This is a genomic window from Sulfobacillus sp. hq2, from assembly GCF_002903155.1.
GTDB classification, from domain to species: domain Bacteria; phylum Bacillota; class Sulfobacillia; order Sulfobacillales; family Sulfobacillaceae; genus Sulfobacillus; species Sulfobacillus thermotolerans.
This window is the reverse complement of record NZ_NWUL01000047.1, coordinates 145018-170575: the sequence shown is the minus strand read 5'-3', so window position 1 is coordinate 170575 and position 25558 is coordinate 145018. Positions and strand designations below refer to the sequence as shown.

Annotated in this window: 20 protein-coding genes and 1 pseudogene; 15 read left to right on the top strand and 6 right to left on the bottom strand. The window is 50.7% G+C overall.

What is annotated here, in order from left to right; genetic code table 11:
* Positions 1–5 precede the first annotated feature (5 nt).
* From cas7c to CO251_RS14280, 4 genes are all read right to left on the bottom strand, one after another.
* Entirely contained in the window at positions 6–968 is a 963-nt protein-coding gene (gene cas7c / locus CO251_RS14295; protein ID WP_103376488.1) for a type I-C CRISPR-associated protein Cas7/Csd2, read from the bottom strand.
* Entirely contained in the window at positions 943–2688 is a 1746-nt protein-coding gene (gene cas8c / locus CO251_RS14290; protein WP_158246365.1) for a type I-C CRISPR-associated protein Cas8c/Csd1, read from the bottom strand. Before cas8c ends, cas7c begins: the two co-directional genes overlap by 26 nt.
* A gap of 16 nt (positions 2689–2704) precedes the next feature.
* Entirely contained in the window at positions 2705–3397 is a 693-nt protein-coding gene (cas5c, locus tag CO251_RS14285) for a type I-C CRISPR-associated protein Cas5c (protein ID WP_103376486.1), read from the bottom strand.
* An 85-nt stretch (positions 3398–3482) separates the two neighbouring features.
* Entirely contained in the window at positions 3483–5720 is a 2238-nt protein-coding gene (locus CO251_RS14280) for a CRISPR-associated helicase/endonuclease Cas3 (RefSeq protein ID WP_103376485.1), read from the bottom strand.
* A 776-nt stretch (positions 5721–6496) separates the two neighbouring features.
* Between CO251_RS14280 and CO251_RS14270 the strand changes: the two are divergent.
* A pseudogene (locus tag CO251_RS14270) lies at positions 6497–7627 on the top strand (IS3 family transposase).
* Positions 7628–8207: 580 nt separating this feature from the next.
* Here CO251_RS14270 and CO251_RS14265 read toward each other — a convergent pair.
* Complete coding sequence (locus tag CO251_RS14265; RefSeq protein WP_103376483.1) at positions 8208–9377, bottom strand: ROK family transcriptional regulator; 1170 nt, start codon at positions 9375–9377, stop codon at positions 8208–8210.
* A gap of 161 nt (positions 9378–9538) precedes the next feature.
* On the opposite strand from CO251_RS14265, the gene xylA reads away from it, so the two are divergent.
* From xylA to CO251_RS14235, 7 genes are all read left to right on the top strand, one after another.
* Positions 9539–10672 carry a xylose isomerase gene (xylA, locus tag CO251_RS14260; protein ID WP_103376482.1) on the top strand — a complete coding sequence of 378 codons (1134 nt, stop codon included), beginning with the start codon at positions 9539–9541 and terminating at the stop codon, positions 10670–10672.
* Positions 10673–10761: 89 nt separating this feature from the next.
* The gene (locus CO251_RS14255; protein WP_158246364.1) at positions 10762–11709 is read left to right on the top strand and encodes an aldose 1-epimerase; all 948 of its coding nucleotides are present in this window, start codon (positions 10762–10764) and stop codon (positions 11707–11709) included.
* A 386-nt stretch (positions 11710–12095) separates the two neighbouring features.
* Positions 12096–13004 carry a carbohydrate kinase family protein gene (locus CO251_RS14250; RefSeq protein WP_103376480.1) on the top strand — a complete coding sequence of 303 codons (909 nt, stop codon included), beginning with the start codon at positions 12096–12098 and terminating at the stop codon, positions 13002–13004.
* Positions 13005–13153: 149 nt separating this feature from the next.
* On the top strand, positions 13154–14527 hold the full coding sequence (locus CO251_RS14245; protein ID WP_158246363.1) for an FGGY family carbohydrate kinase: 1374 nt from the start codon (positions 13154–13156) through the stop codon (positions 14525–14527).
* A gap of 634 nt (positions 14528–15161) precedes the next feature.
* A complete protein-coding gene (locus CO251_RS17815; RefSeq protein ID WP_242968625.1) occupies positions 15162–15416 on the top strand; it encodes a hypothetical protein in 255 nt (84 codons plus the stop codon).
* Positions 15407–16459, top strand: coding sequence for an MFS transporter (locus CO251_RS14240; RefSeq protein WP_242968624.1), 1053 nt, complete (start codon positions 15407–15409; stop codon positions 16457–16459). Before CO251_RS17815 ends, CO251_RS14240 begins: the two co-directional genes overlap by 10 nt.
* Positions 16456–17427, top strand: a complete 972-nt coding sequence (locus tag CO251_RS14235) for a 2-hydroxyacid dehydrogenase (RefSeq protein WP_103376478.1) — start codon at positions 16456–16458, stop codon at positions 17425–17427. The genes CO251_RS14240 and CO251_RS14235 overlap by 4 nt, the downstream gene beginning before the upstream one ends.
* A gap of 275 nt (positions 17428–17702) precedes the next feature.
* On the opposite strand, the gene CO251_RS14230 is transcribed toward CO251_RS14235, so the two are convergent.
* Positions 17703–18365 (bottom strand): GntR family transcriptional regulator, encoded by a 663-nt coding sequence (locus CO251_RS14230; protein WP_103376477.1) that lies wholly within the window; start codon positions 18363–18365, stop codon positions 17703–17705.
* Positions 18366–18633: 268 nt separating this feature from the next.
* Here CO251_RS14230 and CO251_RS14225 point away from each other — a divergent pair, with 268 nt between their 5' ends.
* The 7 genes from CO251_RS14225 to CO251_RS14200 all read left to right on the top strand — a co-directional run bounded on the left by CO251_RS14225 (position 18634) and on the right by CO251_RS14200 (position 25556).
* A complete protein-coding gene (locus CO251_RS14225; RefSeq protein WP_103376476.1) occupies positions 18634–19461 on the top strand; it encodes a carcinine hydrolase/isopenicillin-N N-acyltransferase family protein in 828 nt (275 codons plus the stop codon).
* Positions 19458–20309: an ABC transporter ATP-binding protein gene (locus CO251_RS14220; RefSeq protein WP_103376475.1), complete on the top strand. Its 852-nt coding sequence runs from the start codon at positions 19458–19460 to the stop codon at positions 20307–20309. Before CO251_RS14225 ends, CO251_RS14220 begins: the two co-directional genes overlap by 4 nt.
* The gene (locus CO251_RS14215) at positions 20251–21069 is read left to right on the top strand and encodes an ABC transporter permease (RefSeq protein WP_242968623.1); all 819 of its coding nucleotides are present in this window, start codon (positions 20251–20253) and stop codon (positions 21067–21069) included. Before CO251_RS14220 ends, CO251_RS14215 begins: the two co-directional genes overlap by 59 nt.
* Before the next feature lie 33 nt (positions 21070–21102).
* The gene (locus CO251_RS14210; protein WP_146039098.1) at positions 21103–22080 is read left to right on the top strand and encodes an ABC transporter substrate-binding protein; all 978 of its coding nucleotides are present in this window, start codon (positions 21103–21105) and stop codon (positions 22078–22080) included.
* Positions 22081–22401: 321 nt separating this feature from the next.
* Positions 22402–24078: a cytosine permease gene (locus CO251_RS14205; protein ID WP_103376473.1), complete on the top strand. Its 1677-nt coding sequence runs from the start codon at positions 22402–22404 to the stop codon at positions 24076–24078.
* A 21-nt stretch (positions 24079–24099) separates the two neighbouring features.
* Positions 24100–24264 carry a hypothetical protein gene (locus CO251_RS17455; RefSeq protein WP_158246362.1) on the top strand — a complete coding sequence of 55 codons (165 nt, stop codon included), beginning with the start codon at positions 24100–24102 and terminating at the stop codon, positions 24262–24264.
* Positions 24261–25556, top strand: coding sequence for an amidase (locus CO251_RS14200; RefSeq protein WP_103376472.1), 1296 nt, complete (start codon positions 24261–24263; stop codon positions 25554–25556). The genes CO251_RS17455 and CO251_RS14200 overlap by 4 nt, the downstream gene beginning before the upstream one ends.
* Positions 25557–25558 lie beyond the last annotated feature (2 nt).

Genomic DNA, 25558 nt, shown 5'->3' with positions numbered 1-25558 from the left:
AGACGTTATTCCATGGGGAAAAGCATTTCAACACCCATGGGAACGCGACTCGGATCAACCTCCACGAGATAGTCTGAGTAGGCCCGGGGATAATTTACCCCGGGTTTTTTCTTGACCGAGACAACGCGCCCAAGTTCCAACAAATTCTGCGCTGGCGCGCACCCTAGGCGCGCTTGCCGGGCGCGTTGCACGGGATCGGTGTCCGTCCCGACATGCTTGAAGACGATGAGCTTGCGCGTGGTCATAATGCCCTTGCTGGCTGAGCGATCTTGCTCGAACATGGACCCTACGGCCTCCCAAAGCAATTGCAAATCTTCTTCGCTGAATCCGGTTCCCCCGGTAGCCGGATCGGCTAAATGGGCACTGACAAATCCCTTGCCGAGGTACAATCCGTAAGGAACAAGCGATTTGCGCCCCATCGTGCGTAACTTGTCTTCGGGTTGCTCATTCTCCCACTTCTCCATATCAGAGACATTTTTGGCGCCAGGCACGGCATCGGCGACCGCCATGCGAGTTATTGACAGGTCCAGAGGAAGAATAGGGTCAAGAGAGCGGGAGAAAGCGATCTGCACGGGGCCCCGAACTTGTCCGGCATTCGCACCAGTGCTCATCACCGCTCCAAATGCCCGCACATCATAAAAATTCTGGCACATCCAGTCGCGGGCTTGGCGTACCCGTTCTTTCGCGGCGCCCTTGACGGTCACGCTCCCTGTTTCTTCATGCGCGCGCAGAATTTCGGTGTTCAGGTTGGTGGCGTGTTCAATAAAAATGGCGTAGGGCCGCCGATTATCTCGCGCGATCTGAACGTAGTTGCGCAGACGCCGTTTAATGGCGACATCCGAAACCAGGCCATGCATGTCTTCAGGGTCCAAGCGCGGGGCGTTTCCCGCGTCCGGATCTCCGTTGGGATTGCCATTTTCCACATCAAACAAAAATAAGAAATCATAGCGATTCTGAAGTGTTGTCATCGTGTTGTTCCGCCCTTTCACTGTTTTGGTGGGTTTTGCTACGATAATATGCCAGTTGATGATAATACCCCAGAGCAAATAGACTCTGATCATTTAAGGTGAGCGTGGTGGGGAAGTCGCGAATATGCGCCATCACTTGGGCCAGTTGTCCTTCGAACCAAAAGCGCAGGCGGCTGCTTTCTAGCTTGTTTAAATGGTAACGTGAAAGAGAATTGAGCCGGCCAAATGTGAGAGCCGGATTGGTGCTGGCCGCATTATAAAACCGCGTTACCACATCGGAATTGACTCCGGGATTCGCGGCATTCTGCAGCCGTCCCATCACAGCCAAAAGACGTCCGGCATGATATGCTGCCTCTGGTCGTTCCTCATCCAGTGCTTGTGTCATGTTGCGCCCCTCTCGATTTTGTCGTATGAGAAATGCTTTCAATACACCATAGGCATAAACCGGCACTGATGTAGAGGTACCCAGCACCGATTGGCGTATGCGGACCAAGGCCATTTGAACGGCTTGGCGGGGAATAGGACGGAGAAATACAGCGGCTTCCCACAACGCCTTCACAAATGGTGCGGGTAAATCCCGCTGCTCCGCCGTAAGATCTGCGAGAATCTTCCAGAATGCGGGCGTTCTCGCCAATAATCCTTCGGCTGAAACAATTCTTATATCGTCAAACCACTCAGCGATGTGATGTTGGAGGGTTGCGTAGGTACCCTCATACCACCCGCGGATCATGATGCGCGCAGACACTGCTGAGACCAGCACGGCATAAAACCGGTTGCCGGAAAACGCAGCAGGCGGAGTGCCTAAGCGAACGGCAGATAGGGCGCGGACTCCTTCGTCCTGAGCCTCTTGCTGGGCGCGCTCTTCGGGCATTTCAAGAAAGGCAAAAGGATCTGCGTGATCGGGTAACCGCTGTGCGAACCAGTGCAACACTTTAATATCACCAAATCTCGGAGCGTTGCTAATCAGCTGGGCCAGTGCTTGCGTATACCCGACGGCGACCTCCTCAAGCATGGCGGCATTGGCCCCTTGCACGAGACCGTATGAGGCAAAGGCGGGTTTGTCAAAGCTGACCAACACGCTGCCGGTGGAGGCTCCTCCGACAGAGGATAATCCTGTGACTTTGGGATGGGTGAGAGTCACAGGGCCCCTCCGACCCGTCACGAGACAGACAGCGGAAGAATCGTTAGGCCCCGTCAAACGACCGCGAAAGGCATCCCACCATGGATACCAGCGCGGATCTTCCACGGGAAACTTACCAGCAATACGGACTGTCGCTTTGTCGGTCATCCCCGCATTTTGTTGTCGCGCGGCATCAACGAGCAAGGCAGTCTGCTGGGGGTCGTTAAAAAATGTCACAGCGGCCTGAAGAGAAGGCAAGACCGCAGATGCCTCGGATAACAACTCCACAAAATAGGCATGTTTTGCCGCATTCTTGGGTAGGGTGTCCTCAGATCCCAAGGGAATGACCACCGATAAGGTGCCAATGAGAAAATGGCTGCGGGTTACTCCTCCGGCAATCATCTCGTTTTGGGCTAAGTCAGGAGCGCGGTTAAAGCGAATGCCGGGGTTTCGCTTTTGTTCCGGATTTCCTAATTCAATCAGTCCCAAAAATGTGCCATCCACTGTGATGTCAATAGCCCAACGGACATCTTTCGGGGTGTATCCTCTTTGCACCAGCAATCCTTGCTGCTGGGCATAGGTGACTAAAGCTTGCAGCATGGTCCTTCTCCCTTCGCTAATCAGACAAATGCGTATAATGCGGGACATTGATCACGCCAGACTCAATGCGGCAGGGGAATACCTGGATCTCGGGTTCGGAATAGGAATGGCCCGGGGTGTGGCGAGAAAACACATCATACAGCATAAGACCCCAATCGGCGGTGATGTCTATGGGTGCCGGTTCGTTGAGGTTGTCCGGGACCTGAAAATACGCAGGAAATTCTCGGCATCCCAAATAAGGCTGGTAAATGCACTGACCCTTGCGGGCCCGCCGAAGAAATTGGGCTTCGTACTTCCTGAGCTGTGGTTCATATCCGGGCCATGGTTCGATATGCCCAGACAGGCGGTAGTGTGGAGAGCGCAAGGCGACGGTTTGGCGTTGCGTACGGCCTTTTTGGTCACTTCCCATGTCATCTTTAGTGCCATCGGCCCACAATGGCTCGATGGCATGCGTGCCGGCCATCCACTGGACTATGGTTCGTTCGCTGGGGACGCGGTCTTTTACTTCATTGCGCCGTAAGGTAATATAGCGCGGTTCACTCAGCACCTCAATGCGGTCGATCACCCACTGAAACTCCGGTTTCCAGTAAATGGCCTCCATGATACCGCGGGCAGCGGAGGGAGTAATGACAGGGTAACTCATGCGTTCCACTTTCGTTTCGGGTCGGGTGAAGCACCCCAAATCCCCCCAAACTTCAATTGTAAGCATAGCAACCTCTCCTTAATGGCTTCCGCTAATAGATTGTCCTAATGGCACAGCGGCAGCCTATCAGACATTTTTCCGCACGGACCGATTATGAAATCAAGACATCCGATTGGGTTGGCATGAGGCCAAAAATCGGGCTGTAATCGTTTGCCGCGAGATAGATATACCATGAGGTTTTCTCGTGGCGCGCATAAATCGGCTCCAGTTTCTCCCATATAGGATCTTCTTCCCGCGGCCGGTAGATATTGACGCTAAAGGACTGTGCGCGCCTTACCCAGTCCTGCGAAAATCCCTTGACGCGCACATCAGTGGCCAACTCTTCAAAAGAACTCGAGTGGTAGGGAACCAGCACGCTCAAGGTGGTGCGGTCGATGAGGCGGTAGTCACGGTCCACAGCCGGAAAGTCCAAGGAGCGTATTTCTTGGAGCAACGCGCGATAGGTTTCTCCAGGTCGGTTCATCTCGTACAAACGCCGCCAGTACTGTGAAAAACTATCGGGATGGTGCAAATCGAGAATCCCTTCACGGTACATGGCGCGCGTAATACTCGTGGCTTGCTGGTAAATCCCTGGGGGATAGCGGTCTTCTGGCGGCTGGAAGACAATAAACCGCCCCGGATCGGGTAGACTTCCCTCGCGATTGCAGCGGCCGGCCGCTTGGGCCAAGCTATCGGCGGGGGCCCAGGCCCGGTACACCGTGGGGAAATCCACATCAACTCCCGCTTCGATGCATTGGGTGGCCACCACACGGCATCCATCCCCCTCCAAAGACTTCTTGATTGCCGCCAAGGTGTCGGTGCGGTGAGCCGGGCACATATTGGTGCTCAGATGAAAGAGAGGCAGCTCGTCTGTTTTCTGCTCAGCCACTGCCGCCGCTAATGCGGCCGCGTGCTGCTTGAGATTGACCATGGCTAAACACGCGGGCTGTTGCAGCATTTCTTCGGCAAGATGGGCCCATGACTGCGGAGCTTCCCGAAATTCCGTATGAAAACGGTGAACTTTCGCAAACAATTCCGGGGGATTATTAATAATCTCGCGAAATTGGCACGGCGTTTGGCTGATTTGCGCATAACCATCAGACAAATTATCAAATGCCGGCTGGGTTGCGGTAGCAAACACGACCGTCGTGTGGTAACGCTGACTCAGGGCACTCAGATTTGCCACGATGGGAATCGCCAAGGAAAGAGGAAGGCTTTGGACTTCGTCCAGGAGGATCACGCTGTTTGCTAGGTTATGCAGTTTTCGACAGCGGCTCGGGCGATTACTGAACAGGGATTCAAATAATTGCACAGTGGTGGTTATGATGATGGGGGCATCCCAGTTTTCAGCGAGGAGCCGGGCAGAGCCTTCTAGCGAGGCCGTGTCGCCATAGTCCGCTAAACTGTGGTGTTCAACGATATAGCGGGAGCCAAACATCGCAAAGAGATCTCGGTATATTTTGGCGGTCTGTTCGATAATCGTGAGATAGGGCAATACCACAATAATGCGGTCTTTGTGTTGCACGGAGGCTTGTTGCAAAGCGTATGCCAACATGGCCAGCGTCTTACCCGCACCGGTCGGCGCGGTCAGGGTGCGAAAGCCATCCGGTTCGTTCCCCGCTTGTAGAGCTTGGGTCCATACTTCGTGGCGAATTTGCTGAAGGGCCGATGAAATCCCTGCACTCTCTAATGACGCTAAGCGTTGCATGACAAGGCTTAATGCTTGCTCAGGATGGAGAGCTGGGCCTGCTTGTCGGAAAACTTTATGCCCATCGGCATCCTGGTGAAAGTGCGCTTCGGTATCTAAGAAATCGGCATCAACAAGACAGGAATAGAGCATGCGCACATCCAGCATCATGTTGAGCGAAGCGTTGGGTGCCGGCAGTGGATTCGGCACGACAGTCGTTCGGGGCGGCAAAGCTTGGAGCCCATCACTCTCGAATCGCTGCATAACGGTTTCGAAGGAGGCCTCTGAAAGTGTTAATGATAACGGATGATGTGTCATTAAGATGTTTGGGTCCATGTTTTCACGCATTTTCGACGTAGATAGCACATCGAGGCCCACATGGTGGCCTTGAATGGCTAGAGCGGCGCCAATAGCATGCAAATGCACTGCTTTCCATGCGCCGAATGACCAGTGATCAATATGCTGAGCTTTGCCTTTTAATCGTGCCTGGAACTTTTCACCGTATTTTCCGCAATCATGGAGTATTCCCGCGAGGGCGGCTTCCTCCGAAAAGCCAAGTGGAGCCGCAAAACTAGAGGCCATTTGGCTCACCGTCCGCAAGTGGTCCGAAAGGGATTGGGATTGGCCCCCGGTGGGGGCTGAATGCGCCAGCCATTTTTCCATTATGATGCCCTGCAGAAACGCGTTAGTGTTTTCATTATTATAAATTTACCATAATATGTCGGTTTAAGGGGGACGATAACAAATAATTCTCGAATTATAGGCTAAGAAAAGTGTCAACAGTCTGGTAGATCGGGAAGTAAAGCGGGGAATTATGCGCTAGTCTCGCATTTTGGGCGCTTTACGTAATAGGCATCCTGTTAATACAGGTGGTGGATCGGAGTTTAAACCCGCTCGGGTTCAGCAGGTTAACGCCGGCTTGAGTGTCGCAGTGAGAGTCTTAATGTACGGAAGTTGAAAAGGGGGAACGAGTGATGTTCACATCATCATTCTCAAACACCACGCCAAATTCGACGAACGGGAGAAGCAGTGGCGAAGCAATAATCGGAGGGTTTACGATAAGTGACACAGCAGAATTTATAAAAAAAATACATCGGCAGTACACTTACTTCTATGATGAGTGGAGGCGCCTTGTAGCAGCAAACACGGGCTCAGCGATTACGGAAGCCCAGAGTCTTGCCCAATATTTAACCGAGTTGAGTCGACGTCGGTCCCACGGATGGGATAGGGAGATATTGGCAGGAACGAAAAGGTCTCGGGAAACCATTGGGTTCAGAGAACAAGAAACCGAAAATATATACCGTGACCCTAGAAGAACGCGAGTTCATTAAGCAGGCGTGTTTCATTCGGCAAACGCACGGACCCCACGATGGTGACGTATAGTGGTCCCCAAAAACTAGACCATTGGGGAGGCCCTTAAGTGTTACACGGGACACACGATGGCGAAACAAACACGGCATTCGGCCCCCTTCAAAAGCCACGTGGTGCTTGAAATGCTCCAGGAAGAAAAAACGGTCACGCAGATTGCCGACTAGGGCATTCATCCCGGGCTGTGGCATCGAGGGAAACGCCAGGCCCTGGACAATTTCCCGCAGCTGTTTGCGGAATCGCAGGCGCTCAAACAGCAAACTCAAGCCCATGAGGAACAACTGACCGCACTCTATGCGGAAATCGGCAAACCGACCACCCAGGTCGAGTGGCTCAAAAAAATCTGGCCTCAACCCTGACCCGCGATGAACGGATTATCTTGCTGGTTTGGGGAGCGAATACTCTGCCGTGGACGACACTAGCCGCGTTGTTAAGCCTCAACCGCTCGAACCTCTATGACCGGCCCGTCGGGCCGGATGCCGACGAGATCGCCCTCAAGCATCGCATCGAGGACATTGACACCGATCGGCCCTTTTACGGATCCCGACGGATGACGGCCCCGTTGAACCAGGAGGGTTACGCCATGAACCGTAAGCGCGTGCAGCGCGATCTGCGGGCGATGGGGATTTGGGGGCTCGCGCCGGGTCCCCAGACCAGCACCCGGTGTGCCCGTATTTATTGAACGGTGTCACGCCGGCGTACCCCAATCACGTATGGGGAATTGACATCACGTTTATCCGGTTAGTGCATGGTTGGCTTTATTTAGTGGCCATTTTGGATGGGTATTCGCGATTCGTGGTGGCCTGGGAACTCTCCGAAACCTTGGCATGGCCCTTTGTGCTCACGGCCGATAAGCGGGCGTTGTCCATTGCCACTCCGACCATTGGGAATCATGATCAAGGCAGCCCTTTGACCAGCCCCCAATACACGGCCTTGTTGTTGGCCAAGGAGGTACAAATCAATATGGACAGTATAGGGCGGGCGTTGGACCATGTGTTGACGGAACGGCTGTGGCGCAACGTGAAGTATGAAGAAGTCTATCTACACGATGACCGTTCACCACGGGAAGCGCGATCAGGCTTGAGCCGATACTTTACGTTCTATCACGATCACCGGCTGCATCAATCCTTAGGCTACACGCGCCACCCGCGGCCTGGTATACGCCCCTTCCACCCTTTGCCGGGAGGGGGCCCCGAGATTGAATCCCTCCTCGACAGCCCTACGGGCTGGGTTTCCGGTTTGGTGCGGGCTGTTTCAGCCCGCACCAAACCGGAGGGTAAAGTCCCAATCATGATCAACAGAAAGAAGGCCAGTCTCACACTTTGAGGGTCAAAAATCTGTCTTGACAATGGGGTCCACCTTACTGTCAAATATCGACGCAAACGGATCGTTTTCGGAAACTACCCGAAAAAGTGGTGGCCTTCTTGGGACAAGGCAGTGCGCATGATATGCTGTTTGACCCAACAAACCGATATAATTCTGCCGGTCTAGCTAAAGGGGAGGCGATTTCTGGACATCACGAGGTCCCAGTTATCGCTCAATGGTTTTTAGAGCGCAATCCGCGCGTTACGGAAGTGAGATGCTCCTATTATCACAATGCCGCAGAGTCGGGCTATATGAAGGGTTCAAGATTCGCGGACAAAGTTGGCACGGACAATGGTTGCCGAACTCCATGCGATTTGAAGGGTTCATCGATACCGGAGGGCCGCGCGTAGTTTATGGGTAGCCAGAATTGCTACAGCATCAGTCTCATCAGCAAAAATTTGTGCCATCTCAGTTACGCTACGCTTCGACACGCGTTTCAATGGCGGTATGTAACACCATGGCGCCGGCGCCAAAGACACTGGTTAGGTCGCCTAGGCTCGTGGTTTGCACAGCAATTTGGCGGCGTCCTTCGGCAATCCCCCGAGCATTGACTGCTTCGTCAATTTCATGTCGAAGAAATTCCCCTAAATGGGATAATGGGCCGCCCAGAATAATCATGTCGGGATCATAAATATTCGCCACATTCGCGAGGCCGATTTTCAAATATGTCAACGTTTCTTCGACAGCTCGAACCGCCCAGTCTTCGCCTGCGGCGAAGCTAGTGAGGATGTGATCGAGTTCAATCCACTGCCTGACATCGGCCGTGCGCATGGCGCGTTCGGTTAACGCGCGTACAGAGGCCATAGCTTCAAAACAACCGTGACGTCCGCAACGACACAGCGGGCCGTTCTCAACAATAACCATGTGGCCGACTTCAGTGCCCGCGCCCGTCGCACCTTGCATGAGGTTGCCTTCAACAACCGCACCTCCGCCAATGCCCATACCCAGTGAGAGATAGAGCAAGAGTTCGCTATGTTGCGCTTCGCCAAAAAAGTATTCGCCTACGGCTCCCGCATTGGCATCGTTCACAATGAACACAGGCTCCCCAAAGAGTTGAACAAAAAAGTCGCGCATGGGGACGTTGGTCCAGCGAATATTAGGCGCATAAATCACATCACCCGCTGTGGAGATGATGCCGGGAATGGATATCCCAAATCCCAAGTAGCGTCTTTGGTCAATATCTTGGCGGAAGGCGGCGGCATCTTGGCCAATCGACTCGAGGACTTTTTCTGGAGGACTCGATAAATCGTAGTAGCCAATGGTTTGCCGTATAATACGGGCTTGCAAGTCAAACAAGATGACGTGGTAGCTACCGACGTCGATGGCGGCGCCAATAATGAAACCACCGGTGGGATTAATATCGAGCAATCGTTCGGGATGGCCGGGTCCTGCACTGACTGACCCTACTTCAGTTAGGATATGCTTTTGTAATAAACGTTGGGTCGCCACGGTAACGGTCGATTTTGTTAGCCCTAAAATTTCAGCGATGCGGCGACGTGAGGTGGGACCATTTTGACGAACAACGGTAAGAACCGCAATATCGTTCATTTGGCGCATTAAACTGTGGCGCGCCACAGAAATTGGCATAGAAGCGAGCTCCTTGACCTGTAGATTATAGGTATCAGAGTATCACAGCATAATGGCCATGCCAAATTTATGATGAAAATATTGCGAAATCTTTTAGCTTTGAGTCAAAATATCTGATAAAATGAACACAATCCGAATTAATTAAGGAGGAAGACTTTATTATGGCGACTGATAAGTTGGCTCCGCAAAGACATGATCATTTTACTTTTGGCTTGTGGACTGTTGGCAACCGAGGGCGAGATCCATTTGGTGATGCTGTTAGAGATACACTTGCGCCCACAACGATTGTTAGGGAATTAAGTAAGCTGGGGGCTTATGGTATTACACTTCATGATAATGACCTTATTCCCATGGAGGCAACTTCCGCTGAAAGAGACCGGATTGTGAACGAATTTCGCCAGACATTAGACGAATTCGGCATGGTTGTACCGATGGTCACCGTGAACTTGTTTTATGATCCGATATTTAAAGATGGAGCCTTTACCTCCTCAGCTCCAGCCGTAAGGCGTTTTGCGATAGACAAAGCCAAACGGGCGATCGATTTAGGGCGGGAGTTAGGAGCGCACATTTTTGTTTTGTGGGGTGGACGCGAAGGAGCGGAAGTCGATGGAGCGAAAGATCCCCGTGATGCGCTAGCGTGGTACCGGGAAGGAATTAATACACTAACCGAACATATTCGTAATCAGCGCTACGATATGCGCATTGCTTTGGAACCGAAGCCTAACGAACCGCGCGGTGATATTTATTTGCCGACGGTCGGATCGATGTTATCGTTTATTGGAACTCTCGATGATGCGGAACTTGTCGGAGTCAACCCCGAAATTGCGCATGCCAAAATGGCGGGTTTGAATCCAGTACACGAGATTGCCCAGGCCATTGACCAAAATAAGTTATTTCATATTGATCTTAATGATCAGCGGATTGCCCGTTTTGACCAAGATTTGCGCTTCGGGTCCGATGATATCAAGGGCGCGTTTTATATCGTTAAACTACTTGAAGACAGCGGATACGATGGGCCTCTCCATTTTGATGCGCATCCCTACCGCACAGAAGATGCTGAAGGCGTCTGGGAATTTGCGCGTGGCTCTATGCGCAGCTACCTAGGATACCGGGAAAAAGTGCGTCAATTTCATGCGGATGCGGAAATCTCTGGAGTTTTAGCGCGCATTCGGGAGTTAAATGAAACGGGGCCTGCTGTTGTGGATAGCTCAAGTTTGGCATACTGGCGCGAACGCGGCTATGCGTATGAAAAGCTTGACCAGCTTGTGACCGAGTTACTCTTGGGGCTAAGATAAGGGGCGGTAGGCTAACTTAGCCAAGCACAAGCGCACAGAGAATTACGACATCATTGCGTCACGTAGCGGAATTGGAGGGCCACTTAGCTGTGGAGAAGGTCACGCACCATATTGGAGACATTGACGTTATTAGTTTGGAGAATCCCTATTGGGCCTGCCTTATTGCCCCGGCGCTGGGAGGACAGATTCTGTCGTTGCGCTTCAAGCCGTTGAATTGGGAATTGCTCCGCGTGCCGAGTCACCAGAAAGCATGGGAAGATGAGCCATTCTTATTTGGTATTCCCATTTTAATCCCCCCTGGCCGGATTGCAGAAGGACAGTTTACCTGGAACGGGACTCATTACCACTGGCCTCAGAATGACACGGCTGGACCGAATCACCTTCATGGGTTTGTTTGGAATCGGCCATGGCGGGTTGTCGACGTGAGCGCGACACATTTGTGGTTGACGCTAGGCGCGCAAGGCACTGCTGACTTGGCGTGGTATATGGGGTCTCGCTTGAATGTTGGTGTGGAATATGCGTTGCGTGGCCCAGAGCTCCTAATTCGGGTGACGGCGAAAAATACGGGATCAATGAGCGTGCCATTCGGCATAGGATTTCATACGACTTGGAACTTGCAAGAACAGGATTGGGAGGTACTGATTCCTCGTGGGCGAGAGTGGGCCATGACTACGGCACTGATGCCCAACGGAACATTTCTTCCCCATTTATCATCGTTGCGAGGTTTACCCGTTGGACGATTAGCCACGTCCGTAGTGGCTGATGCCTGTTACCGCCTCGATGACGACGTTGATACCGCGGTATTCATGCGAGGTGCCGAGTCGGCTTTCGAATTTATTTGGCAACCCGATGCACAATTTCGTCAGTTGACGATCTTCCGGCCCTCGTTAAACAGTCCATTCATCTGCGTTGAGCCATGTACGTGGACACACAACGCACCCAATTTGTCCGTAGACCAGGCTATCAGCGGAATGAGTGGCTTAGATTCAGGTGAGGAAAAGGTGTTTGAGTATCGTATTCTGGCTAATGCGCAGTAGAATTCGTTACAAATGTTCGTTTATTGATCGATCAGGGTGTTCGCGGTTAGATACAATATATCAATCTTTTTCCTCTTCGTATGATGTCGTTCTGCTGTAGATTTAAAGTATCCCAAAGGCTTTTTGCCTTTGGGATACTTTAGGTAAAAATGAGATGACTGCACCATAAGCGATATTGAACGAACATTCTATCTGTTTGACTCGTTCCTAATAAATTAAGACGAGAGATGTGGATGAGAAAGAATTTTTGTTGATGTCGGAAACGGAATGCCTGTAGTAATAAAAGTAACGAGGTTAATGGGTTCGAAAATGTCAAAACAAGGTGCTGTTGTCAATAGTGGATGTGTTGTGAATTTGAGTAATCAATATGAAAGGTGGACAGCTGGATGAGTATGGTTGTGTTGGGGAGTGCGGTAGTCGACATGCCATTGGCTTATGACCACATGCCGGTAGATGGGGAAACAGCCCGCGTGACTAAGAGCGATATGACGGTTGGCGGTAAGGGTGTCAATCAAGCCATTCAGCTTGCGCGTTTGGGAGAAGATGTGACACTGATTACCGTCCTTGGGGAGGATCCCTTAGGGCAATGGATGAAAGACCGCCTCTCCGACGCTCATTTAACGCTAAGGATTATCACAGGATCCAAAAATACAGCTTATGCTGTACCGATTCAGTTGCCTGACCGTCATTTTATTTTTCATGTGCCCGGTGTCAATGAAGAGGTGTCGGTTTCTGACTTACAGGCATTGGCATACGACTGGTTGTCGGTTGATACGTTGATCTTGCAAGGCGAGTTACCGTGGGATGTGTCCTTGTGGGCAGCGTCGCAGGTCGTCAGTGCCGGCGGTCGTGTTGTGCTGAATCCAGCCCCTGCTGATAATCTGCCGCCCGCACTGCTCAACCTCGCGACCTTTTTGACGCCCAATGAGTCAGAATTTGCCATGATGACTCAAGCGCCAGAGAATGCGTGGGACGATGCGGCAGCCGCTTTATTTGCACAAAATCCGAGGCTCGAGGCGTGCTTGGTGACTTTAGGTGCTAGGGGCCTGTGGTTGTTTCAAAGGCAGCAACCACGGCTAGAATTTCCGGCCCTTCCCGTGGATGTCGTTGATCCAACGGGCGCGGGGGATTCGGTTACAGCTGTATGGACGTGGGCAGTATTCCGCCAGAACCTGTCGTATGAAGCGGCCTGTATGCTGGCGTTAAAGGCGGGTTCGTTAGTTGTGAGTCGCTTGGGGGCAGGGCCGGCCTTGCCAACCAAAGACGAGGTACTAAGTGGGTGGGTAACGCCATAGAGACTGAGGGTGTTAAGGCGATAACAGAGCCCTGAGATTCGTTGATATCAGATAATGAAGTTTTTCTCGGTGGGAGTGTAGTTCTAACACTTGTGGGGCCTCTAGAGGTCCGTCATACTAGACGTTAGGGAATGGCTAGGAGGTTGGATATGGAGCGCGCTCTTATCGCCTTTGACCTTGGCACAACCCATTTGAAGTGGGTTGTTACCGACTTATCTGGCCAAATTATTCTGGCACAAAATCAGATGCCATCGGGAGTAAGAACGGATGGGTGTCATTCCGAACAAAACCCCCTTTGGGTATATGACCGGATTGTCGAAGTCTTAAAAGATGCCAGGGTCCGGTGGAACATTCAACGTCTGAGCTTTTCTTGTGCAATGCACACGTTGCTGGTAGTGGACAGCGAGGGCAATCCTTTGACCCAGAGCCTGACTTGGATGGACTCATGCGCGTTTCCTGCGGCAGAACATCTGCGCAAGCAAGATGTGGCGGGGGATTTAAAGCGGCAAACAGGCGTTCCCTTACACGCCATGTCACCACTGGTCAAGTGGATTCACCTGCGCTCCACGCTGCCGAAGTCCGCACGACCCGTATCGCTCAAAGATTACCTCGTATTTCGCCTCACCAACCGGTGGCAAACCGACTACTCTACGGCTGCGGCCAGTGGTTTTCTAGGACTCAACGGGGATTGGTGTCCTCTTGCATTGCACTATGCGGATGTGTCTGCGCGTGACCTTCCTGAATTGCATCCTGTGACGTTGGCCATTCCTGATACCACCGGTCAATTCGAAGTTGTGCTCGGCGGCAATGATGCTGCGACTGCTCATGTTCATTTGGGTATTGCCCCAGATGGAGGGGTGGGGGTATTAGCGATGGGGACCAGTGGAGCGCTACGCACGACGTCAGCATATACAGTGGATTCGCCTGAGCTCTTCTGCTATACCATGGGACCAACCCGAGGGTATCTCGTCGGTTCTGCCTTTTCCAATATCGGCAATTACTTATCGTGGGTTGCGAACCTATTTTCCCTTTCGGTCGATGAGGTTCTTCACAGGGGGATTGATACCGTCCGTCGTGGGGAGCCCTTGCCGGTGGCGATCCCTTATTTATACGGTGAAAGGTCGCCGTGGTGGCGTGAAGATCTCCACGCCGAATGGCGTGGTCTAACCCCATTACATGGACGGGACCATATGTTAGGATCGGCGCTCTTGTCCATAGCCGCTATGTACTTCAGAGGGCTTCAAACTCTCGAACACCAAGGGGTTCCGCTAGAAGATCTCCGCATTGGTTCTGGTCTTCTTGACAGGCCATTTTTAGCGCAATTTCTTTCGGATTCGCTGAGTCGTCCGTTGTCGCTCGTCGATGCTCAAGACGCATCACTTATGGGGGCGATCGACCTTGCTCGTTCAGAAAAGGGTCTTACAACTCCGGTGATACAACGCTACTACCATCCATCCCATTCGTCACTGTATGAACGAACCCTTGAGAGGGTGTCGATTCTTGTTGCGTATCAAAAATCCTAGCATCATCGAAAGAAGTTCATAGCCCCCGCTCGCTTAGCTGTGCGAAATATTCCGGCATGGCCACCGCAAAAAATCGAACCTTTTAGCAGTGGCTGAATTTCAGAGTGTGATAAATTACTTCATTTGTCGCGAAGGGCAATTGCGGCAGGGATCTTGTGGTTACAAGATCTCCTTGCCCTGGTCTACGAGACGGCACTGCAGTCCGCCGGAGGTGTGCGCCTGAGTCATTCTATGGGAATTATAGAACCGGATCAAATACACCGGAAGAAGGAAGAATGTTTTGCAGAGTAGAAAGAAATAATTAGTCGCACTATTATATTAAACTGGGCTTCATATATTTTGGGAGGGGTTACGGCCATTCGTCAGCCAACGGAAGAAATTGGAAGAGAAGCGGCTGAGATGTTGATGCACCCGCGTACGCCGGTCGGTCAAGTACGGTTTATGGCCCAAATTCTTGCCCGCGCTTCTACAGCACTTACGCCATAAAAGGTCTATGTTGAGGGCGGTTGGTTTTCAATGCGCAAACAATCGCCTCCGACCGAACCATTGTGCGAGCACGCAAGTGGAAGAAACCATAGGGAGGCTGAATCCGAACATTAGCTACGCGACAAACCAATAAGGAGATGGATACGGTATGGAGGCAACAGGAGCCCGCCAGCGTTGGGTGCGACTCATCCCCATAATCTTTATTGTTTACAGTTTGGCGTACGTCGACCGAGCAAACTTTGGCTTCGGGGCCGCTGCGGGGCTATCAAAAACGCTTCATATTACCGCAGGATCCACGGCGCTTTTAGGAGCGATGTTCTTTCTGGGCTATTTTTTCTTTCAAATTCCAGGCGCGCATTATGCGGAAACGAAAAGTGCCAAACGAATAATCTTTTGGGGCTGATTCTCTGGGGGATATTAGCGTCTTTAACAGGATTACTGCCTAATGTAACATGGCTTATTATCGATCGACTGCTTTTAGGGGCGGTCGAAAGTGTGTTGTTCCCATCTCTCTTAGTTTTCAATACCCACTGGTTTCTAAAACCGGAGCGAGCCAGAGCTAATACGTTGTTGATTTTGGGTAACCCCGTCACAGTGTTGTGGATGTCTGTAGTGTCTGGCTTTCTCATCGCGGCGGTGGGGTGGCAGGTCATGTTTGTCTTGGAAGGCATTCCGTCCATCATCATGGCATTTGTTTGGTTGGCGCTTGTCCAAGATACACCCGAGGAGGCAACGTGGTTGCCAAAGAGTCAACGCGATGTATTTGAACAACGATTGAACGCGGAGCAGAATGCGTTTGCGCATCCGGTGAATTACTGGAATGCTTTCAAGTCGCGGGATGTTTTATTGTTAGCAGGTCAATATTTTCTGTGGAGTGCGGGTATTTATGGCTTTATTCTATGGCTACCTTCTATAGTTAAGGCTGCGTCAGGCCTTGGCATTGGTCTGACAGGTCTTATCAGCGCGATTCCCTATTTACTCGCGATTATACTCATGCTGGGGGCTTCCTTTTTCGCTGATAGAAGTCTTAATCGCAAGGCATATGTATGGCCCTTTCTAATGATTGGGGGAGTGGCGATGTATGCCTCGTTTGCCGTGGGCGTGCACCACTTCGTCTGGGCAATGTTGTTACTCGTGGTCGCAGGGGGATGCATGTATGCACCCTATGGGCCATATTTTGCGATCGTTCCTGATATCATTCCTCGTTCTGCATCGGGAGAATCTATGGCAATGATAAACAGCATGGGCGCATTAGGCTCGTTTGTGGGTACCTACTTTGTAGGTTATTTGTCCGCAGCAACCGGCTCGCCTAACGATGGATTTTTATTTATGGCGCTGTGTCTAGTCATTTCAGCAATTCTTACGATGTTGGTGCGGGTAAAGAGAACCGGTGCCGCGCAGACCCCTCCTAACGCACGTGGTCCCTTATCGGAAGTGACTCTATGACGACAATAAAAGCACTTCCACATTTTCAATGTCAGGCTCTCAGCAAGTTTCCTGGCTGGCCGTCCTTAGAAGAGTCACCCTATGCGTGGGCGTTCGGTGAACCTGCGCAAAAGCGCTTATCAGAAATCCAAGGATTTATTACCGCACCCAATTATCCATTGACTCGAGACCGTTTGGAAGCTATGACGTCGCTCATTGTAGTTTCCACATACGGCACAGGCTATGACTATATCGATGTCGCATCGGCCTCAGACCTGGGCATTCTTGTCACGCATACACCGGAGGCGGTTGTCGCAGCAACGGCAGAGCTCGGTCTCACATTGATTATGGCTTTGATGCGCCACATCGTTCCGCATGATCAAGCTATGAGAGAGGTCCTTACGGACGAATCGCCCAATCCGGGATTTCTCAATCAGGATCTGACACACAATGCCAACAGTCAAATAGTTGGGTTGGTCGGATATGGTAAAGTAGCGCAACGGCTCGAGGAAATATTGCGTGCCGTAGGTTTTCAGGTAATTTATACGCGAAAGCATGGAAGTCTTGAAGGACATCCAGGTTATCATACCTTGTCTGAGCTCTTGAGTCAGGCAGACTTTGTTGTGGTTCTCACGCCACTCACCCACGAGACGTATCATCTTATTGGGGAGCGCGAGTTGAATTGCATGAAACCCACTGCTTACTTGGTCAATATCAGCCGAGGGCCTTGTGTGGATGAAAGTGCTCTCGTGCGTTGCTTGACCGATAGACGTATTCAAGGCGCAGCGTTAGACGTTTTCGAACACGAACCGCATGTCTCTTCCGAGCTCCGTCAACTCTCGTCGATCATATTGTCGCCGCACACCGGAACCCAGACTCTAGAGGCCCGGTTTGAGATGACTCGCGATGCAGTCGCAAATGTTGAAAAGGGTCTCCTAGGTATCGCGCAGAACGGCGTTAATACCGAAAGATGGACAAGAAGACCGTAAGAATTATGGTATTGGATTGCAGGTAGTGCTGAGGGGCGACCCCAGTCGTTCGAAAAATTACATGCCGGGAAGAAACGGCTGGGGTCCAGGTTCCTCATGAGCCCATAATATTTCTGGATCACTAGTTGGTGAGTCCGTATAAGGATAAGAAGGTGGCTACTGCTTAGCTGCCAACATTTTATTTGTGAAAGATTTTTGGTGCCGGTGGGGACACAGGCAAGATTGCATCATCTATCAATCTGTGGGTTTATCTTTAGGAAGTCATCATTTGAGTGCTAGTCCCCGGCAACAAGAAGTGGTGAACGGGATATAGATAAAAGTTCGAGTGCGGTGGCAATATGATGTCTTGCCAAGGATTCGGCGCGAATTGCGTCATGTTCTGCTAGGGCATTCACAATCAGTCGATGCTCTTGTAGAGCATGTTGTGCTCTTTGCAACTGGATTTGGATAGTGGGAAAGAACAGGCGTGCAGAAATGTTAATGACTTCTTCTAAATGATGACGTAGCGGCATGTTATCTGCTATGACCGTAATGAGTTGATGAAAAGCGAGATTATGATTCAACCATTCGCTCGGAGACCAAGGCTCAATAGTGTTTTCCATGTGGTTTAGTATTTCGTGAAGTTCTGCAATATGGCTAGCCGTACATTTTTGGGCGGCAAGCCTTGCAGCGGCCCCGTCGAGGACCTCGCGAACAACGTAATAATCTCGAACATTTTCATAGGTGATAGGTAAGACAGTCATGCCTTGGGTAGGAGAAACGACGAGGAATCCTTCTTTTTCTAAAATTCGCAATGCTTCCCGCAAAGGGGTTCTGCTAATCCCGAATCGTTCGGCAAGTTCTTCCTGAATAAGGTGCATGCCCGGCGGCAGTTCGCCACTCAAAATCACTTCGCGTAAATTTCGCACGGCCGTGTCAACAAGATGGTTTTTTGTCATTAAGAGCCTCCATCATCTTAAATTATTGTATCCAATTATGTCTGAATGAATTATAAGTAACGGTTGCATACTGCGCAACGGGAAGAGAGAACAAATCTTGTCAAAATCCTTAAAAGTAAAGGAAAAATGTCGTGTCGAAAAACTGTTAGATATTATTGTGAACTTTTACAAAAGCGATAAATATGCGGACCAACCCATTACATTAGTGTAAATTTCATGATATATTCCCTCTATATTGGATACAAAATATGTCAAGGGGGTGGCTCTAATGTGTACGACAGGTATATTGAAAGGGACGGATAAAGAGTGGTTGTTGGGGTTTAAGACGTTGGATGCTGCTCCTGCTGGCACATGGCATGCAGAAGTCTCTTTCCCTTCGGGCATGCGCGCTTTAGCCGTAGGGATTACTGTTCAGCTGGGAATTAATTCAGGATTAAATTCGCAAGGGTTATGTTCTGTCCTTTCATATCTGGATACATGCATGCCCGATTCCAATGGTGGCCCGCAGGAATCGGGATGGGTGGGAGATAACCGAGGTTTGGCCAATGCATCGATGTTGGCGGAGTGTACCACGGTTCAGGAAGGATATCAGTTTTTATCACAATACTTTCAGCAATTTCCAAGCAACGTTGGAGGTAACTTCTTGTTAGCGGATCACCACGGCACAATAGGGGTGGTCGAATATTATCAAGGACAAATTCGATTTCAAGAGGGCGCAGGAAATTATTTGGTGCGCGCGAACAACGGCGTCTTGTTGGCTCAGGAGGAACAAAAGCTTCTTTCACCCGAGATTCAATTTGATCGCTTTGGGCGTTATTCACTGGCCGAAACGTTTGGAAGAACGAATCACCAACAGACGAAATCTGACGCTATTAACGCTATCAAAGAATTTTTGAGTAGCCACGGCGATGCGCTAAATCCTCCTATTTGTGTTCATGATTATGATGTGCCAGGAGCTCGCTACTCTCGCAGTGAGCCGATCTCTACGGTAACGGCAGTCATTTTTGATGTGATGAACTACCGGATGCTGTTTACCCGTTCCAATCCATGTTCGTTGTTGTGGGAAGATATGGCGCCACTGGAGATTAGCGTATGACAGCAGCGTTACAGGTAAGTGGTCTCCATCATGGCTATTTTAACCGCGGACAATACACGGAAATTCTGCAAGATATATCCTTTAGTGTTCCCAAAGGTTCATTTGTTTGCATAGTGGGACCGAGCGGTGCGGGCAAGACAACCCTGTTCAACCTCCTTGCGCGATTTATGCCGGTGCAACAAGGTACCATCTTGCTCGACGGATCCGCAGATAATGCTCAACGAGACAAACTTGGCTATATGTTGCAAAAGGATCTCCTGTTTCCTTGGCGAACCATATTGGACAACGTATTGCTCGGGCTGGATATACACTCTCGTCGTGACCGTCGCCACATCGAACGGGCGCACGAATACTTAAGGCGTTATGGACTAGAAGGCTATGCACATGCTTATCCGAACCAGTTGTCTGGTGGCATGCGGCAGCGTGCCGCGCTGATTCGGACGTTGATGATTGAGCCTTCACTCATTTTGCTCGATGAGCCATTTTCCGCACTTGATTATCAAACACGGTTATTACTCGAAAATGAGTTACTTGAGATTAATCGTCGTGAACACCGAACGATGATGTTGGTGACTCATGATATAGGGGAGGCTATTTCACTTGCAGATAGGGTCATTGTTTTGAGTCACCGTCCGGCGCATGTCAAAGCCATTCACGAGATTCGTCTTACAATCTCCGAGACTAGGACGCCATGGGAGGCGCGTAAGGCTCCCGAATATCACACGTATTTTGATATCTTGTGGCAGGAGTTAGGTCTTCAGATGGAGATTGCAGGGAGGATGAGCGCTAGTGGCAGTGAAACAGAAAATAGAGATCAGCAATCCCTCCAAGCCACGAATTTTCAATAGACACGCATCGACCGTTAAAAGCCTCGGATGGCAGGTCCTCATTGTGGGGATCGTATTAGTACTGTGGCAAATTGCTGTATGGCGTCACTGGGTCAATGGCTTTTTGACCGGCAGCCCGATGTTGATTTGGCAAAGCGCCCGGTCAATGTGGAGTGCGGGGAGCCTTCAAACCGATATTCAAATTACCGCGATTGAAACGCTCAGTGGTTTCGTTTTGGGTACTGTGGGAGGTACGATAATTGGCTACTCATTTTGGTATTGGACAGGAACGTCGAAGGTATTTCAGCCATTTGCCGTGGTGTTCAATGGTATTCCGAAGATTGCTCTGGCGCCCTTGATTATTATTTGGTTTGGTACCGGCATTCAATCGAAGATTCTCTTGGCGTTCGCGTCGACTGTTGTTGTTGCGTTGCTCGCTGCCTATCAAGGCGCCATGGAACTTGACCGGGATTTTGAACGCTTGTTATGGGCGTTTGGTGCGAACCGACGACAAGTGTTCCTTCATTTGATTCTGCCCGGAAGTATGCCGTGGGTCGTTAATGCGATGCGTATTAACGTAGGGCTGGCTTTGGTAGGAGCCGTTATCGGGGAGTTTATCGCGTCCCAGGCGGGATTAGGCCATGCTGTGTTTGTCGCCGGGAATTTGTTCGAATTAAATGTTGTCTGGGTGGGCGTCTTAGTCTTATCGCTGATGGCGTTGGTCTTGTACGGCGGGGTTGCGGTCGTCGAACGCCTCGTTATTCGAGGTCGCCCCTGGTAAGTGCGCTTAACTAATTGAGGGGGATGATTCATTGTGATAAGACCTAAACGGCTGATGGGACTTCTAGGGGCCACGGTACTATTATCCGGATGTGGTGCGTCGTCCGCCAAAGCAGAAGCCAGCGCTTCTGCAGGTACGAAGGTCGTTATTGCTCAAGCGTTTCAATCCTTATTGTATTTACCTCTTTATGTTGCGATGGACAAAGGGTACTTTGCTTCAGAAGGGTTACAAGTAACTAAAGTTACGAGCAATAGCGGTGCCAACGCCGTTGCGTCCGTTATCTCGGGCTCAGCACAGTTTTCCTTGCAGGACCCCATGATCGCAACATTGTCAGATATTAAGGGGGCTTCCGTGGTGCCTGTTGCGGGGGTTGTTAATGGAGTACCCGTATGGATTGTTGGCCATCAAAAGGGGTCTTTTAGCAACTTAGCGGGACAAAATATTGCGACTGCGATTCCGCCTTCCACCAGTACCTATTTGCTTCAACGGGCATTGAAGCAAAAACACATGAAAGCTAATTTGGAGTTTGTGGAGTTAGGGACCGAAGCTGCGCCAGTTTTAGCAGGTAAGGCGCAGTATGGTGTAGTTTACGAACCTACCGTGGAAGAAGCCGTCGCTCAGGGATTAAAAGTCGTCTATTCCTTTGCGCATCAATACCAATCCGATTACGCGTTCTCGAGTATTGATACGAGTCGGGCCTTTATGGCGAAACACCCTCGGGTCGTGCAAGAATTTGTCGACGGTATCGACAAAAGTCTTCGGTACATTGCCCAGCATCCCCAAGGGACGATACAAATTGCGATAAAAGAGTTCCCGACACTTCCGCCATCCGTTGTCAAAGCGGGGGTTCTGCGGATGATTCGTGATAAGGTCTACGCTACTAGTCCCGTCATAACGCCAAGCGAATTCCATAACGCTCTTGAGCTACAAGAATTTCTGGGAAATATCCATCCCGGACAGGTGTCGTATGCAGACATTGTGAATACAAAGTTTGCGCGCAATGCCAAATAAACGATGTTATCGTGTTAGTTGGCAATTTTAACAAGAAATCGCGCAGAAAACTGTGTACGGTAGTAGTAGGCTGTGGTGAGCAATATTCTACCTCAGCTAAAACCAAGAAGAATTTCAGATTATCGTTCGTCGTTACCTTGCCCACGTTGTTAGGCCAGTCCAGTAAATCGTACCCCGTTCTCTTGTTTCTGATGTTCACTTCTTAGGTGCAATACCCCGTGGCATTCCATACCCCAAGGCGAAGGTCCCTTTCACGACCTTTTTGATAAATTCACCTGCCAATGCGGCTAACGAGATCACGAACTTTACAAGGAGGGCTAAATGATGGCAACAAAAAGAACCTTTGGAAACTTGGTCAACAATCCGATTATGGAAGACTATGCGTTACGATATGCGCCATCGTCCTTTCGAAAATGGTCTCCATGGGCTGTTCTTATTTCTGCCCTAGGCGGTCAGACCGCTATGGCCAGTTATGCTATTGGTGGGTCCCTGATTTTGGTTTTTGGCTTCGCCAACGCCTTGTGGGCAGTCATTGGAGTGTCCTTGATTACCTTTTTAACGGCATTACCCATTGCTTATTATATTGGCAAAAACCATATTGATATGGATCTTCTCACCCGTGGCGCCGGATTTGGGTATCTTGGGTCTACGGTGACGTCCCTGATTTATGCGTCATTTACCTTTATCTATTTTTCACTTGAGGGCGCTATTATGGGCCAAGCTATCTCGGATTTCTTTCACATTAGTGTGGCGTGGAGTTATCTCGTTGCGGTCCTCATTATCATTCCGCTTGTGATGTTTGGAATGACACTGCTCTCGAAGTTTCAGGCGTGGACCCAACCCTTGTGGGTTATTCTCATTGCCTTTGCATTATGGGCTGTATTTGCCCATAACCCTGGGGCTATTAGTGCATGGACTCATTTTGGAGGCCATTCCGCATCAGGACCACATTTTTCGTGGTTGCTTGCGGCTACGGCAGGAGGAGTGATGATGTCCCTGGTCGCTCAAATCGGGGAGCAAGCCGACTATCTCCGGTTTATGCCCGATCAAACCAAGTCGAATCGTACCGCTTGGCTTTGGGCATTGGTTTTAGCTGGCCCGGGTTGGATTCTCATTAGCACCCCCCAGAATATCTTAGGCCAGTTTTTTACATCCTTTGTCGTTGGCAAGGGGTTGGCATCGCAAGCGGATGTGCCGGTGGTGATGTTCACGCAGGCTTTTCACAGTGTTATTCCTAACGTGGGCACGGCATTAACCATTGCCACGATTTTGGTGGTTCTCTCGCAATTGAAAATTAACGTGACGAATGCCTATTCCGGATCTTTGTCATGGTCGAATTTCTTCTCGCGCACGTTACATCGTCACCCCGGCCGGGTTGTCTGGTTGATGTTTCAACTAGGCATTGGGCTGTTGATTATGGAAATGGGCATTTTCGGGGCGATTGATAAGGTGTTAGGGTTTTATTCTAATGTCGCCGTGGCATGGATTGGGGCGGTCGTGGCAGATTTAGTGATTAACAAAGGTCTTTTGAAAATTAGTCCACCCGTTGTGGAATTCAGGCGAGCCCATCTCTACAACTTTAATCCTGTAGGATTTGGCGCGATGATTATCGCCTCCGTCATCTCTTTAGCCGCTTATTTCGGTCTGTTTGGAACGGCTCTGGCAGCATTTTCCTCCTATCTGTCGTTGGTTGTGGCGATGATAGCCGCTCCGCTTATCGCCATTATGACGAAGGGTAAGTACTACATTGCCCGTGAAAGCGACGCAGAAAAGGAGATTACCGAAGAACTAGAGCTGGCGAGAACAACGAGTCAATCCACCTGTGTCAGTTGCGGTTTTGATTTTGAACAACCCGACATGGCTAATTGCCCATTTCATGAGGGCTCCATCTGCTCCCTTTGTTGCACCTTGGAGTCAGCCTGTCACGACATGTGCAAATTACCGCAAGGAGCCGGCTTGCATATCAAGTTTGGTGAAGAAGCGGTGGTCGACGAATAAAAGAGAGGAGCGAACGTTACGATGGTTAAGAAGCACGCCGACTTAGATGCGGTAATTGCAGACCAAGCGACTGTGGTGTGGCAAAGTGTCGTAGAAATGTTCGCCACGTTATCGATCCCGCGTGATGTACTGCCTGCTGTGCACGTTGTGTTGCCATCGACAACGCAGAAAGAGAGCGTCTTATGATGAAGGCAGATATAACCAATTTATCTCTTCGTGAGATATTAGATGCTGTTGGCGAAAAAGAGTTGAGTGTCAATGAGATTTTTACGGTCTATCATGAGCAAATCGTCGATCGCAATCCTGTACTGAATGCTTTTACGGTGATAGAACCGGTGCCACCCGTTGAGGTCCGTATGGGTCCTCTATCCGGCATCCCTGTGGCCATCAAAGATATTTTTGACGTAGAAGGTTACCCGACTACCGCCGGTAGTGCCTTTCTTGAGGAGATTCCAAAGGCGGATGCGGTGGTTGTGGCCCAGCTGCGTGAAGCCGGTTGCCTTGTCATGGGCAAGACCAACACCCACGAATTTGCTATGGGCGCGACTACCATCAATCCTCATTTCGGGGCGACCCGCAATCCGTGGGATACCGAACGGATTGCGGGAGGCTCGAGCGGCGGGTCGGCTGCGGCAGTGGCGGCTGGGATGGCGATAGTCGGATTGGGTAGTGATACGGCCGGCTCGATTCGCATTCCCGCCGCATTGTGTGGTGTGGTGGGATTGAAGCCGACGTATGGGCGATTATCTTGCGAAGGGGTTGTTCCGCTCAGTTGGTCCTTGGACCATGTCGGTTTTTTAACCAAAACGGTGACGGACATGACCGAGGTATTCCGGGTTTGGGATCCCAACGTGTTGGATAGCAGCCGTCTGTCGCCGTCGCGTGTGGGTGTCGTCCTATCGTCGATTGAGTCTTTGCTCGATGACGCGGTACGTCAAGGCATGATTGAAGCTATTAGAATGGTCACACATCTCGGCTACCATACTGAGGAGACCGTCTTACCGTTATGGGAGCCAGGATTGGGCGCGGCGTTTATTTTATCCCGCGTAGAGGGAGCGAGTTATCACCACGAGTGGTTAGAAAAATATCCCGAACAATATGGAACCGACGTCCGCATCTTGTTGGAAGCGGGACGACGTTTTTCGGGCGTGGACTATGTGAATAGCCTGCGACTGCGTTCTATGGCCATGGCAGAGTACCAGGCTTTATTTGAGCGTTTTGACTTCTTGATGCTGCCAACCGTCAGTATTGAGGCGCCGCTTATCGCAGAACCCTCAACGCGTAATGTCCTTACGCAGTTGACCTCACCCTTTAATTTCTCAGGTTTGCCCGCCATCTCCGTACCTTTGATGCCCCAAGGGCGCGAACTGCCTGTGGGAATCCAATTTGTAGCGCCTTGGGGACAAGAGCATCGTTTGTTGGCATTAGCACAGCAATGGGAACAGGTTCGCGGGCCTTTTCTGAGTCCGGTTGCATAACA